The following is a 13,877-nucleotide window of genomic DNA, read 5'->3' as shown; positions in this document are numbered from 1 at the left end:
AATGGGTTTTGTCAGAAAGAGACGGTCGGTTGCCGATCGTCTCCCTGGGTGTGTGAACGTTCAGGCGGCGAGACGCGGTTCGACGCTGCCTGGTTCATCCTTGAACATTGCAGACAGTTGCGTACGCAATTCGGGGCTGTCCTGATGGCCGTGTACCTTCACGGCGTGTTCGATCGTGGCTTCAAGCAGTTCCGCGTCGGTATCTGCGGAAATTTTCACCGAACAGGTGCTGCCCGGATAGTCGCGGCAATCAATGTATTTCCTGCTCATGATTCGACTCCTGGTTGCAGGCAACGGTGCCTTCCACGCTGGAGAGCAGCATGGGGTGCCTATTCATTTATACCCCGGCGTGCTGCTTTCGCGCCGGCTTGGCGCCGCTGTCGGCAGCCGTCCGTCCAGCGAAGCCGACAGGAGGGCATTTTTTGTCTACGCCATAAAGCGCGGCGCGCTGTCATACAGGGTTGCAGCACACGACAAGGAGCAGGCATATGAAAGCGTTAACGGTATTAGGCTGCATCGGGCTGGTGGCATGTGCCTCGGTGCCGCAGTCGGCAGGGCTGCTGCCCGCAAGTGGCGACGGTATTGCGCTGATTTCGGCGACGGTCGATTCAACCGACAAGGTGACCGCCAAGGCCGAGACCGATATCCGCGGGGTCGATGATCCGGCTTTTCGCGCCAAGCTGTATGCCAGCCGGCGTGACGTGTTGCGCACCACGACGGCGCAATCGGATCCGAACGGGCAGCTGGCAGTGCTTGACCTCAAGCCGGGGCGCTACGTGGTGGTCGGTGCCTATACCAGTTGGGGTGCCGGCGGCATGGGTGTCGACAGCAATGCCCGCCAAACCTTCATCCCGATCGGGCGCGAGTTCGAGGTCAAGGCGGGCGAGGTCGTTTATCTGGGTAGTCTGGCGTTTACGCTCGACAACAACGAGCGTGCGACCGTGCGCAATGCATGGGCACGCGATGCATCGCATTTGCAGGCCACACGTGGCGTGCAGCAGATCAACGGGTTGACGACGCGCTTGATCGCACCGGAAGGCGAGGTGTTCAGGCGTCGTTAAGCTGTGGTCGCGTTCACAGACCATTGCCGCGCGGCCCCGTAGGCTTTGGGGGATCGAATCAGCAGGAAGCCTTCATGATCCCCGCAAAGCCGATATGGGCGCTGCTGCTTGCCGCTGTTCTATGGCAGGCGCCGCAGGCGATCGCCCGCACCAATATCGACATTTATGTCGGGATTTCGCCGCCGGTGCGTATCGAACAGGCGCCGCCCGTGCGGCCTGGCTATGCGTGGCGACCCGGTTCCTGGGTTGCGGTAGAGCCGCGTAGCCGCTATCGCTGGCGCCGCGGTTACTGGGCGCGAGACCCGCATTACCGGTCGTACGGCGATCACCGTGGCCATCGATACCGGCACCATGGGCACCATCATGATCATCGCCATGACCATCACCACGGTCATCATCGGCACTGAAAGAAAGCGATGGGCGGGAACTTGGCCCGGGCTTCGGCTATCCATCACTTTGCCCAATCTGGAAAAGGAATCGAATACATGCGCGTTTGCTCACTCTTGCTACTTCCACTGGTCGTCGGCCTTACCGCCTGCGACAAGGTCGAGCCGATCGCCCAGCAGGCGGCATCGGCCGTTGTGGCGGAAACACTGAAGCAGGCGGGGGGGCAGGCGCAGGCGGTGTTGGACAAGGCCAAGAGCGATGCCAACGACACGCTGTCGGGCATGGGGATCGATGCTAGTGCCGCAGTCGACTCGCTCAAGGAGAAGGCGCGTGCGGCCATCAAGGAGCAGGCTGCATCGCTCGGCGCCAGCGACTGGCGCACGCTGGACCAGCACGTCGGCAAGTATCCGCGCGATATCGGTCTGTATACCGATGTCAGCCCGATTGCCCCGGAGCTCAAGCGCCTGCTGGGTGCCCGTTTCGAGACCTTCAAGGCGTGGATGGGGACGCAGGGGCCGCTGCAGCAGGAGCAGGGGGTGCTCTACACCACCGGCAACAAGCCGAATGCGGCTGGCGATGGTAGTGCCTATTTGCTGATCGATCCGGTCGGCCGCAAGCTTGAGGTCGGTATGATGTCCAAGGGGAAGCTGGTGGTCTACGCCAGTGCCGGTGATGCCATCTACAAGCCCAAGGACGTCGAAACGGTGGTCCAGAATATGGCCAGCCGCTAATTCCAGGCTGGACTCAAAGCAAAAAAAGCCGCGCAGTGCGCGGTTTTTTGCTGCCCATTTTCCGAGCATGCGTTACCGGTAACTATTTGCCTATTGTGCGCTCGGCATTAAATGTCAAAATACTTGCCATACACGCAATCGAATAGCGTACTTTCGGGCGGTGATGGCGAAAGCTCGTGCTGGCATAGGGCGGCTGACATGCTAGAACCAATGAAAGGAAAAGGTTTTTCCTTACTACGGGAAAGACAGCATGCCGTTGCTTTTGAAATCAATGCTATAAGCCATTGAGTATCAGGATACGCCGTCCTCCCACTGGTGGATTTCCAGTTTTCCTTACTGGGAGGATTGCTTGAGGGACACCCATGCAAGACATTCTGCTGGTATCCGGGACGCGTCCCGAAATTATCAAGATCGCGCCGCTGTATCATGCGCTCAAAGCCCACACGCGGGCGAATGTTCAATGGCTGCATACCGGGCAGCATGGCGAGATGGCCCAGCAGATTCTGGCCTGTTTCGACATCACGCCGGACATCGTGCTTGACCGCCGCGGCAACACGCTGGCCGATTTCAGCATCGGTTGTCGCGAGCAGCTTGAAGACGTCATGCTGGGCAAGTCCTGGTCGCTGGTGGTGGTGCAGGGCGACACCGAAAGTGCCTTCATCGGCGCGCTGGCCGGTTTCTATCACCGCGTACCGGTGGCCCATATCGAAGCAGGCTTGCGCACCTACAATCCGGATCGGCCGTTTCCGGAGGAGGGTATCCGTCAGATGATCGGCCGGGTTGCCCGTTTCCACTTTCCGCCGACCCCGCGCGCGCATGAGGCGCTGCGCAAGGAAAACATCGCCGACAAGCACATCACCATGAGCGGCAATACCGTCGTCGACGCCCAGCAGTGGGTGATGCGCAACCGAGGTATCCGTCGTCGTGCCGAAGGCCGCGGGCATATGCTGGTCACCGTGCACCGGCGTGAAAACTGGGGTAACGATGTCGAGGAAATCTGCCATGCAATCGCCGATATCGCGACCCGCCATCCCGAGCTCGATATTCTGTTCCCGGTGCACCTGAACCCGGTGATCCAGAAACCGGTGCGCGACATCCTCGGCCATGTTGCCAATGTCAGGCTCACCGCGCCGATGGACTACCTGGACATGCAGCAGGCTTTGGCCGATTCGTGGTTGGTGCTGACCGACTCGGGCGGCCTGCAGGAAGAGGCGCCGACATTCGGCGTGCCGCTGCTGGTGCTGCGTGATGAAACCGAGCGTCCCGAGGCGATCGAGGCGGGCTGCGCGCGGCTGGTCGGCACGCGCCGGCAAACCATTGTCGAGCAGGTCGAAGCCCTGTGGCAGGACGCAGACGCCTACCGTGCGATGCAGCGCGCCGGCAATCCCTTCGGCGACGGCAAATCGTGCGAATACATCGTTGCCGCCCTGCGCAAGGGTCTCGCTTATCGGCCACACAACCAGGCGCCGGATTTCGCCTGACCCCGGATTACGGCAATGTCATTTCTGGATGTTTTCTCGACCTATCTGTACGGCCTGAAGCTGGTCGCCATCATCGTTGCCGTGATGATGCTGATCAGCGGCGTCGACGATCTGTTCATCGACATCGTGTACTGGGCGCGCCGCTTTTGGCGGGCGATCACCGTCTACCGCAATCACGAGCACCTCGACTACAAGGCGCTGTACGAACCGGCCGAGCGGCCGCTGGCGATCATGGTGCCCGCGTGGCACGAGACCGGCGTGATCGGCAAGATGGCCGAGCTGGCGGCAACGACGCTCGATTACGAGAACTACCATATTTTCGTCGGCACCTATCCGAACGATCCGGATACGCAAAACGACGTCGACGAGGTCTGTGCGCGCTTTCCCAACGTCCACAAGGTGGTTTGTGCCCGGCCGGGCCCGACCAGCAAGGCCGACTGCCTGAACAACGTGCTCGACGCGATCCAGCAGTTCGAGCACAGCGCCAAGTTTGAATTCGCCGGTTTCATTCTCCATGATGCCGAGGATGTGATCTCGGATATGGAGCTGCGGCTGTTCAATTATCTGGTCGACCGCAAGGACCTGATCCAGATCCCGGTCTATCCGTTCGAGCGCACATGGACCAACTTCACCAGCCTGTCCTACCTCGACGAGTTCGCCGAGCTGCACGGCAAGGATGTGCCGGTGCGCGAAGCACTGGCCGGCCAGGTGCCGAGCGCCGGCGTCGGTACCTGCTTCAGCCGCCGTGCGGTGCTGGCGCTGCTGGCCGATGGTGACGGCATCGCCTTCGACGTCCAGAGTCTGACCGAGGACTACGACATCGGCTTCCGGCTCAAGGAAAAGGGCATGAAGGAAATCTTCGTGCGCTTTCCGGTCATCCGCGAACCGCAGCGCAAGGGGGTCAGCCAGCTGTTGTTTGGCCAGAACGAGCGTGATTCGAACGTGATCTGCGTTCGCGAGTATTTCCCCGATACCATGCAGACCGCGGTGCGGCAGAAGTCCCGCTGGATCATCGGTATCGTCTATCAGGGCTTCAAAACCCACCGCTGGACCAGCAACTGGACGCTCAACTACTTCCTGTGGCGCGATCGCAAGGGCGCGATCAGCAACTTCGTCAGCTTCATCGCGTCGCTGATCCTGTTGCAGCTGCTCAGCCTGTGGCTGTATCAGCGCCTGTGGCCCGACGCCTATCACTTCCTGTCGATTTTCGAAGGCGACATCTGGCTGGTCACGCTGCTGTGGGTCAACTTCCTGCTGATGAGCAACCGGATGCTGCAGCGGATCATCTTCGTTTCCGGCTACTACGGGCTTGCACAAGGGCTGATGGCGCTGCCGCGGCTGTTCTGGGGCAATCTGATCAACTTCCTCGCCAACTGGCGGGCGCTGAGCCAGATCATTGCCCAGGGCGATCCGCGCCGGGTGGCCTGGGATAAAACCACTCACGATTTTCCGAGCGTCGGCGGCGAGAACCGGGCGCGCCACCCGCTGGGGCAGATCCTGATCGAGCAGGGTGCGCTGGATCAGGCGCAGCTTGAAGCCGCGCTCGCGCATCGCAACCATGGCCTGCGGCTCGGCAGCTGGCTGGTTCATGAAGGCATCCTCAGTGCCGAGCAACTGGCCAAGGCGGTTGCGGTACAAAGCCACGTCGACTATGAACCGGTCGACGCCTACGCCTTGCCCGAGACCTTGATCGCGCAGATTCCTGCGGCGATTGCTTTGCACTATGTGATCTTGCCGGTTCGCGAAGAGGGCGACACGCTCGTCGTTGCCAGCGAATCCGACATTGATCCCGTGTCGCTGGCGGCGCTGTCGCGCAAGCTGGCGCGGCCGGTGCGTTACGTCATCGCCGCCAAGGGGCAGGTGACCGTCGGTTTGCGCCGCTGGTACGTCCGTGCGCCGCAGGCGGATCCGCGTGCCTTGCTTGACGAAGCCGTGGCTGCGCAGTTGTTGCCCCGTGCGCAGGCCGAGCAGCTCTGGCAGTCCTATGTTTCCAGGCAAGTGCTGGTTGCGGAAATCCTGATGTCGCTGGGACACATCGGCCCTGCGGCGCTGAATGCCTTGCTGTTGCGGCATGAACGCAGCGATTTGACCTTTGGCCAGTTCCTCGTCGACGAAGGTGTCATCAGCGATGCGACGCTGGATGAGGCGTTGCGTTTACAGCGCGAGCTGCAGCCCGATATGCAGGCGCTGTTGCAGCAAAACGGCATCGGCGTCGATGCGCTCAATTCACTCCGTCCGGCAGCGGCAGCATGAATGCACAAATGAAAATCCTGCCGACCTTGCTGGCGCTGGCTTTGGCCGCGCCGGCGGTGGGGGCGGTGGAAAAGAATTTCGACCTTGGAGACGAGGTCAGCAGTTATCAGCGTTTCATCATCTATCCGCACTTGCAGAAAGGCTTCGCATCGCTGGAGCGCGGCGACGACCGGCGCGCCATTACCGAGTTTGAGGCTGCGCGCCGTCTGGCGCCGGGCAATGCGACCATTGCGCTCTACCTGGCGAACGCTTACGAGCGAGCCGGTCAGCCGGATCGTGCGGAGGCGGTGCTCGAAGAGGCGCGGCGGGCGAGGCCGAAAGATGCCCGGGTGAGTCAGGCGCTGGCGTCGCTGCAAGGGCTGAAACCGGTGGTTCCGCTCGACGACGACCCCGATACGAAACCGGACCCGCAGGCGAGCGTCAGTGCGTCGACGCCGACGGCTGCGCCACGCGCTGCGGACTGCACACAAGACAAAACCCCGGCGTGCCGTGCCATCGCCGGCAATGCGGCGTTGCGCCGCGGGCAGCTGGCGCAGGCCCAGGCCGAACTCGACGCGCCCGACTTTGCTGCCAGCCCCGAAGGCATTGCCCTGCGCCGTGCCTTGCTGCAACGATCGATCTACCTGAAAGACTGGAAGCGGGCCGAGGCGCAGCTGGAGGCGTTGAAGTCGGCCAACCTGTTGACCAGCAATGAACGCAGCCAGTGGCTCAACGTGTTGTTGGCGCAAGGCCGGGTCGACGCGGCACGGGCGCTGATCGAGCAAGGGGGCGCAAGCCGCGCGCAGGACCAGCTCGTCTACGCCCAGACGCTCTCGCGCCAGCGGGATGGCGCAGAGCTGGGGCGCTTCATGGCGGGCAAGCAGCCGGCATTCCAGAGTGCTGCGGACGAGCGGCAGTGGATGAGTCTGCTGCAGCGAAACGAGGCGCTCTTTGCCGACTACAACCCGCGCTTTGCAGCGAACCGCGGCGATCAGGCTGCGGTGCTGGTGCCGAAGCTGATCCAGCAGGGCAAGGACGTCGAGGCGCAAAAACTGCTCGATCAGTTGCCGGCGAATCAGTTGTTGAATGAGCGGTTTGCGCTCAACCTCAAGCGCGGACAGGTCGAGCAGGCGGGACGGCAGGCCTCGGCGCTGCTGCGCGAGCAAGGCAATGATCCCGCGCTGCTGGATACGCTCAGCTACCAGTTGATCCAGGCCGGCGGACAGACGCAGGCGGCACGGCTGCTGCTTGAGGCCTATCCGTACGACGATGCGCCCCCGTTGCGTCGTGCCGCGCTCGAGCAGCGTCTGGCGCAACTGGTCAATGCAACCCCGGGCCTGCTGACTGCGGCGGACAAGACCAAGCTGGCGCGGCCGTTGAACACGGCAGGCCAGCGGAGTCGCCAAGCCGCAATTTTTGCCGGGCTCAACGATTGCAAGCGGGTGCACACCTTGCTGGGTGACTTGTCGCCGGCTTATGACCAGGATGCATGGATACGACTCGGCAACTGCTATCGCGAAACGGCGCCGGGTCTGGCGCAGTACAGTTATGGCGAGGCTGCATCGCGGGCGCCGGATGGTGACGCGACCCGGGCACTGGCGTACCAGGCCTATGCGACCAAGGACTATCCGACCGCGCTGCAGGCCTGGCAGTCCTTGCCACAGGATGAGCTCAAGCCGGCCGAGCTGCTGTCTGCCGCGACCACCGGCGTCAGTGCCGGCGACACCACCGCCGCAACGCGCTGGCTGGATGCGTATGCGGCGCGGGGTGGAGACATGGACGACCAGTACTGGTCGCTGCGTGCCCAAACCGAAGCCGAGCCCGCGCGGCAGATCGAGGCGCTGGAGCAGGCGATCGAGCTCCGGCCCGACGTGAACTACTACCTCAGGCTGGCGGCACTGCAGAGCGCCGCCAACGACAACGAGAGCGCGCTGAGCAGCCTGCTGTGCGCCAAGGCGCTGGAGCCGGACGATCCGGAGTTGCTGACGACGCTGGGCTACGCCTACTGGCGCGCAGGCGACGCAGCCAAGGCGCGCGAAGTGCTCGAACAGGCACGCGCCCGCTATCCGGACGATCCGGCCATCGTTCAGCAGCTGGTTTACGTGAACCAGCGCCTGACCGACAACCGCGCTGCACGCGCTTATGCGCGCCTGGCGATCGACGACCTCAACCGTTATCCGCCGGAAGACAAGACCGACGAGGTGCTGGACCAATGGTTCGGCTTCCGTCGCTTGCACGAGGATCTGGGCCGGCGCTGGAGCTTCAGCGCCGGCGCGTTCAGCGGCACCAACACCGGCGGTGTGGCCAATGCGGCCGAACCCGGCAATGCCTATCGCAGCTACGCGCAGCTTGAAGCGGCCTACCGGCTTGGCGATCCGGCGATCCGGAACGGCCGGACGCTGGAAGCCTACGCGCGTATCTTTGCCGGTAGCGGCGACAATGAAAACAACTACGACGCGCTGCCGATCTATTCGCCGATGCTCGGCGCCGGCTTGCGCTGGAAGCCGTTCGGCAGCCGTACGTTCTATCTCGCCGCCGAAGCACAGGCGCCACTCGACCGCGGCGGCGATACCGAGTTCGACTACATGCTGCGCGCCAGCGCATCGCTGCTCAACGATGGTCGGTTCAGCGATGACTGGCACGAGTCGGGCAGGGGCTGGATGGCGCAGAACCTCTATCTGGATGCCGCCTATTACATCAAGGCGGAGCGCACGGCGGCGACCGCTGACTATCGTCTCAGCTATCACAAGAAGGTCTTCAGGGCGCAGACGATCGAGCCCTATGCCCACGTCCAGTACAACGCGATTCATGACGACAGCGGTGACAGCAACGATTTCCGCGCCGGGATCGGTGTGCGCTGGAACTTCTGGTATGGCGAGAGCGCCTATGATGCCTATCGACACAAGAACAGCGTCGGCATCGAATTCCAGCATGCTTTCCAGACCTATCTGGACGAGACCAACAGCGTGTTTCTGACTTTCGGAGGCAATTGGTGAGACGGCGTTTGACAGGGCTCTTGCTGGCAACGTTGCTGGCGCTGCCGGCCATGGCTCAGGCAATGACCGCGATCATCTATCAGCCGCAACTACGCGATCGTGACGTGCCGGCGGCCAGCTGGACGCACATCTTTGGCGTGGCACGGGCACAGGGCTTCGATACGCTGGTGGTGCAGTGGACCCAGCATGGCGAGGGCGGGTTTACCGCGCCAGCCGATCAGGACTGGCTTGCTGCACGCTTTGCCGATGCCGACGCGGCCGGCTTGAAGCTGGTGCTTGGCCTGAACTCCGACCCGGATTTCTACATTCGGCAGCAACAGCCCGCCCGCATGCTCACCGGCTACCTTCGCCGCTTGTCACGCGACAATCTGAGTCTGGCGAAATTGTGGGCTGGCCGGCTCGATCCGGCGCTGATTCAGGGCTGGTATTTGCCGGCGGAAATCGACGATGTCCAATGGCGGGACGCCGATGCGAACGACGTGCTGACGCACTATCTGTCCAACGAGGCCAAACAGCTGCGCGCGGTGGTCGACCGGCCGGTTTACGCGAGCAGTTTCTTTGCCGGCAACATGGCCCCACAAACCTATGCCCAGATGCTCCGCCAGCTCGAACAGGACAGCGGCATCCGCCTGTGGGTGCAGGACGGTGCCGGCACGGCCAAGCTCAATGTTGCCGAGCGCCAGGTCTATCTGGACGCGGTCAGCGATGCGGGCGGTGACTGCCACAACCCGGCCAGCCACGGCGTCGTCTACGAGCTGTTCGTGCAGACCGGTGACGATACGGCTTTCCGCGCCGAGCCGCGTCCGGTCAACGAGGCCCGCCACATTCTTGGCAAACGGGCGGACTGCAACCGCGACAGCGTGTTCTTCTCGCTGCGCTACCTGCCGGCGTTGAATGGCGTGCTGCCGTATTGAGGCCGATCAAACGCGCGTTGCGACGGCCAGTCCTGTGAGCAGCACGACCACGGTCAGGCCAAAGCGTAAGCGCATGAACCATCCCGGGTAATGGTCCGGATCGGCGCGGCTGAGCAGCATGTCCGCGCCGTATTGGGCGACAAACATCGCGAGCAGCAACCAGATGCCGACGCGCCACGGGGCGAGCAGTGCCGCCCAGGCGACCAGCGGCGGCAGCACTGCCCAGCTCATCCTCAGCCAGCGCTCGCTATTGCTCAGGTCGGGTTCCAGACCGAGCGCCCAATGCAGCCCCCCAAGAAAACTCAGAATACTGGCGGCGTAGGCGAAATACGTCGTCAATGCATGGCCACGCTCGAGCGAATCGCTGCTCCAGCCGAGGGCGGCAAAGAACACAAAGGGCAACAGGCCGGCGACGCCCAGCAAGAGCGCGGGCAGCGGGATGCGCTCGCCGGGACCGGCGTGCGAATGGAGTGAATGTTGCATGATGCGCTCCGGTGCAGCGTGTCGATTCCGCTTGGAGTCGATTTTCGGCTGGCGGTTCATCGCCGGCGCTGGCGCATCGCGGTACGATGGCGTCGATTCAACCGGGAGAAAGGCATGATCAAGGGCATCATCAGTGACATGGACGGCGTGATCTATCGTGGCAAACAGTTGGTCCCGGGGGCGCAGGCCTTCGTGAAGCGCCTGCTCGATGCCAGTACCCCCTTCCTGTTTCTGACCAACAACGCCGAGCAGACGCCGCTCGACCTCAAGCTCAAGCTGCAGCAGCTGGGCATTTCCGGGCTGACCGAAGACAATTTCATCACCAGCGCGATGGCAACCGCGATGTTCCTCAAGCAGCAGAAGGAACACGCGACGGTGTTCGTCGTCGGCGGCGGTGGCCTGATCAACGAGCTGTACAACGTCGGTTTTTCGATCTCGGAGTCGCACCCTGATTACGTCGTGGTCAGCAAGACGACGAGTTTCTCGTTCGAACAGCTGAAAAAGGCGGTGCGGCTGATCGACGGCGGTGCCAAGTTCATCGGCACCAACCCGGACATGATCGACCCGATCGAAGGTGGTTATGAGCCTGCCGCCGGTACGCTGCTCGCGGCGATCTCGGCCGCGACCGGCAAGCAGCCGTATATCGTCGGCAAGCCGAACGCGCTGATGATGATGCTGGCGTCGCGCAAGCTGGGCCTGCATCCCGAAGAGGCGCTGATGGTCGGCGACCGGATGGATACCGACATCGTCGGCGGCATGGAAGCCGGGATGAAAACGGCACTGGTGCTCTCGGGCGTGACCACGCAAACCATGATCGACGATTTTCCGTACCGGCCCGATTATGTATTTCAGAACGTCGGCGAGATATCGCTCGACGCGCTGTAAACGCTGTCACCGAGTCCGGGCGACAGCGACAGCACCGGCGCTGCAATGACCCGGTTCCGACCGCAGTGCTTGGCGCGGTAGAGCGCTGCGTCGGCCTGCGCAAACGTCGCCGATGCCGACGGGTCTGCATCGTGGCGCAGCGCGGCGACGCCAAATGATGCCGTCACGCCAAGGGTGTGATTGCCGTGCTGGATCGCCATCGCAGCGATGGCTTCGCAGTAACGCGTTGCAGCATCGGTGGCGGCCGCCAGTGTGGTCTCCGGCATCAGGATCGCAAACTCCTCGCCGCCGATCCGGGCGACCAGATCCGATTGTCGCGACATGGCCTGCATGGTTGCACTGACCGCCTTGAGCACAGCGTCGCCCCCCGGGTGCCCCCAGTTGTCGTTGATCGCCTTGAAGTAGTCGAGGTCGACCAGGATCAAGGCGATCGGCAGTGCATAGCGTAGCGCCCGCGTATGCTCGGCCTCGAGCTGCTGCATGAATACGCGCCGGTTGGCCAGGCCGGTGAGGCCATCGGTCATCGCCAGCATTTTCAGCGCCCGCCGTTGGGTCAGCACGACGATGAACGCGCCGGCCAGCACGGCGCCCAGGGTCACCAGCACGGCAAGCAGCACCAGCGTGAAGTGGCCGGCCTCGACCAGCAGGTTGCGCTGGGCGTCGTCGGCCTTGGTGATGGCATTGGTGGTTTCGAGCGAAATCAGGTTGACGAGCTGGCCGCCCTCCTCAAGCAGATTGCGCAACCGGCTGCGTGCGACGGGGGTGTTGTCACCGTGCAGCAGCAGCGTCCGTAGCTGCTGCAACACCATGTCGAGCTTGCCGCGATACTGCTGCATGTGCGCCAGATGCAGCGGCATCAGCGCGGCACGGCGATAGCTGGCCTCGACGAGGTCCAGCTGCAGCAGCAACAGTTCCTCGGCATTCTGGTAGGGCAGAAAGACGTCCTCGCGACCGCCGAGCCGGGCCTCGGCGATGGAGTTGAATCGCTCCCAGACGGCAGACAGGCGGGCGCTGTGATAACCGACGATGCTCGACGGTTTGTCGAAGGTGCGCTGCATGCTGCTGAACACCGTCGCCGCGCTCGCAACCAGCGTCATCCCGATGATGAACAGGATGCCGGAGGCCACCAGACTGGTTCGGTAGCGCTGACAAAACAGGCCTATTCGGCTGCAATTGGCTTGATCGAGACCAGATTCCAGATCCATAGCATCCCCCGGGTCGACTCGAGCGACGCCGTTTCGTCGGGCCACAGCAAGCGCAATGGCCCTTTCTGCCTGATGGTGAGCTCCCGCATTTCAAAGCGGGTTGCGATAAGTGGATCGCGCTGCCGCCAGTCGGCTGCGCCAATGTCGAGGGTGTAGCGGTCGGCGGCCGAGAAGCGCAGCGTCGCGCTATTCGAAAGGCCGTAACGTCTCAGCAAGTCGTTGAGCTTGATGCCTTGAAAGGTGCCTTGTTCGCCCCAGATCAGCGATACCGTGACCTTGTAATGCGGCAATGCCTCCAGGTCGGCCAGGGTCAGCGCCCGCTGTGTTTCGCCACTCCCCAGTTGCAGCACGACGGCGTTATGGGCCGGTGCTGGCCACGCTTGCTTATCGGTCTGGATTACGGCGGCCGTTGCCATGCCGCCTTGCACGAGCAAGGCGATGGGGGCGGCATAGAGCGGCATGGAGAAAATGCGCAAAGCTTTGCGCATGGCGAACGCTCCGTATGAAGCAGCTGGAATGGGACGAACACAGCCTGGAGGGCAAATCCTTGATTCGGTTCCCGAATTTAAGATTTCGCCGTACGGCCGTTGTCAATATTCAGATGAGTGGCGGTGGCTCAAGCTCGCCGTTGGCGGGTCCAGAGGCCTTCCAGCGTATAGAGCACGATCGCGAGCCAGATCAGTGCGAAGCCGATGAGCTTGGCGTGTCCGAACGGCTCGTGCCAGAGCCAGACGCCGAGCAGCAGCTGCACCGTGGGTCCGGTGTACTGGAGGATGCCCAGCAGCGACAACGGGATGCGCCGGGCACCGGCGGCAAACAGCAGCAGCGGTATCGCGGTGATCGGACCGGCCAGCAGGCAAAGCAGCTGAACGGTCGAGCTGGCGCCGGTGAAGCCGGACTGGCCGCTGCCGATCAGCCAGAGCAGGGCGCTGCCGGCCAGCGGAAACAGCAGCAGCGTTTCGAGCGACAGCCCTTCCAGTGCGCCGAGTGATGCGGTTTTTCGCAGCAGGCCGTAGGTGCCGAAAGTGACGGCGAGCAGCAATGCAATCCACGGCAGCTGGCCTGTTTGCCAGGTCAGCCAGCCGACGCCGGCTGCGGCGGTGCCGATGGCGAGCCATTGGCCGACACGCAGGCGTTCGTGCAGGAACAGTACGCCGAACAGCACATTGACCAAGGGATTGATGTAGTAACCGAGGCTGGCATCGATGACGCGGCCGGCCTGGACGGCCCAGATATAGGTGAACCAGTTGGCACTGAGCAGCAGCGCCGAGGCCATGAAGCCGGCAAGCAATCTGAGTTGGTGCCGCAATTGCCCCAGCCAGGCCCACTGGCGCCGGAGCGCGAGAATCACGCCAAGGAAAACCAGCGACCAGACCATCCGGTGCAGCAGGATTTCGCCAGCGGGAATGCCGGTCAGGGCCTTGAGGTAGAGCGGCAGCAAGCCCCAGATCAGGAAGGCCAGTGTTGCGTAGAGAATGCCGATTTGCATGAGGCGGACTGCC

Annotated in this window: 13 protein-coding genes; 8 read left to right on the top strand and 5 right to left on the bottom strand. The window is 62.9% G+C overall.

All coding sequences use genetic code 11. From position 1 onward, the window contains the following. Nucleotides 1-60: 60 nt before the first annotated feature. Nucleotides 61-270: a DUF1059 domain-containing protein gene (locus tag R0382_RS16340; protein WP_432720949.1), complete on the bottom strand. Its 210-nt coding sequence runs from the start codon at nt 268-270 to the stop codon at nt 61-63. Nucleotides 271-488: 218 nt separating this feature from the next. Between R0382_RS16340 and R0382_RS16335 the strand changes: the two genes are divergently transcribed. The 7 genes from R0382_RS16335 (at nt 489) to R0382_RS16305 (ending at nt 9,802) form a co-directional block, all read left to right on the top strand. After that, the gene (locus R0382_RS16335) at nt 489-1,061 is read left to right on the top strand and encodes a hypothetical protein (protein ID WP_432720947.1); all 573 of its coding nucleotides are present in this window, start codon (nt 489-491) and stop codon (nt 1,059-1,061) included. A 74-nt stretch (nt 1,062-1,135) separates the two neighbouring features. Continuing rightward, on the top strand, nt 1,136-1,468 hold the full coding sequence (locus tag R0382_RS16330) for a hypothetical protein (RefSeq protein WP_432720945.1): 333 nt from the start codon (nt 1,136-1,138) through the stop codon (nt 1,466-1,468). Between the two features lie 78 nt (nt 1,469-1,546). Continuing rightward, nucleotides 1,547-2,179: a hypothetical protein gene (locus R0382_RS16325; RefSeq protein WP_432720943.1), complete on the top strand. Its 633-nt coding sequence runs from the start codon at nt 1,547-1,549 to the stop codon at nt 2,177-2,179. Between the two features lie 362 nt (nt 2,180-2,541). After that, nucleotides 2,542-3,660, top strand: a complete 1,119-nt coding sequence (gene wecB, locus R0382_RS16320; RefSeq protein WP_432720941.1) for a non-hydrolyzing UDP-N-acetylglucosamine 2-epimerase — start codon at nt 2,542-2,544, stop codon at nt 3,658-3,660. A gap of 15 nt (nt 3,661-3,675) precedes the next feature. Beyond that, nucleotides 3,676-5,913: a cyclic di-3',5'-guanylate-activated glycosyltransferase NrfB gene (nrfB, locus tag R0382_RS16315; RefSeq protein ID WP_432720939.1), complete on the top strand. Its 2,238-nt coding sequence runs from the start codon at nt 3,676-3,678 to the stop codon at nt 5,911-5,913. 8 nt (nt 5,914-5,921) lie between these two features. Then, entirely contained in the window at nt 5,922-8,888 is a 2,967-nt protein-coding gene (locus tag R0382_RS16310) for an NfrA family protein (RefSeq protein WP_432720938.1), read from the top strand. Beyond that, complete coding sequence (locus tag R0382_RS16305) at nt 8,885-9,802, top strand: DUF4434 domain-containing protein (RefSeq protein WP_432720937.1); 918 nt, start codon at nt 8,885-8,887, stop codon at nt 9,800-9,802. Before R0382_RS16310 ends, R0382_RS16305 begins: the two co-directional genes overlap by 4 nt. 6 nt (nt 9,803-9,808) lie before the next feature. Here the strand turns inward: R0382_RS16305 and R0382_RS16300 are convergent, their stop codons facing one another. Then, a complete protein-coding gene (locus R0382_RS16300) occupies nt 9,809-10,285 on the bottom strand; it encodes a DUF3429 domain-containing protein (protein WP_432720936.1) in 477 nt (158 codons plus the stop codon). 114 nt (nt 10,286-10,399) lie between these two features. Here R0382_RS16300 and R0382_RS16295 point away from each other — a divergent pair, with 114 nt between their 5' ends. Further along, nucleotides 10,400-11,170, top strand: coding sequence for an HAD-IIA family hydrolase (locus tag R0382_RS16295; RefSeq protein ID WP_432720935.1), 771 nt, complete (start codon nt 10,400-10,402; stop codon nt 11,168-11,170). On the opposite strand, the gene R0382_RS16290 is transcribed toward R0382_RS16295, so the two are convergent. From R0382_RS16290 to rarD, 3 genes are all read right to left on the bottom strand, one after another. After that, the gene (locus tag R0382_RS16290; RefSeq protein ID WP_432720934.1) at nt 11,134-12,297 is read right to left on the bottom strand and encodes a diguanylate cyclase; all 1,164 of its coding nucleotides are present in this window, start codon (nt 12,295-12,297) and stop codon (nt 11,134-11,136) included. The genes R0382_RS16295 and R0382_RS16290 overlap by 37 nt on opposite strands. A 32-nt stretch (nt 12,298-12,329) precedes the next feature. Continuing rightward, nucleotides 12,330-12,863, bottom strand: coding sequence for a molybdopterin-dependent oxidoreductase (locus R0382_RS16285; RefSeq protein ID WP_432720933.1), 534 nt, complete (start codon nt 12,861-12,863; stop codon nt 12,330-12,332). 128 nt (nt 12,864-12,991) lie between these two features. After that, nucleotides 12,992-13,864 (bottom strand): EamA family transporter RarD, encoded by an 873-nt coding sequence (rarD, locus tag R0382_RS16280; RefSeq protein ID WP_432720932.1) that lies wholly within the window; start codon nt 13,862-13,864, stop codon nt 12,992-12,994. Between the last annotated feature and the right edge of the window lie 13 nt (nt 13,865-13,877).

Origin of the sequence: Jeongeupia wiesaeckerbachi (genome assembly GCF_050916355.1) — a bacterium.
GTDB classification, from domain to species: Bacteria; Pseudomonadota; Gammaproteobacteria; order Burkholderiales; family Chitinibacteraceae; genus Jeongeupia; species Jeongeupia wiesaeckerbachi.
The sequence above is the reverse complement of the archived record's forward strand: the minus strand, read 5'-3'. Positions and strand labels throughout refer to the sequence as shown.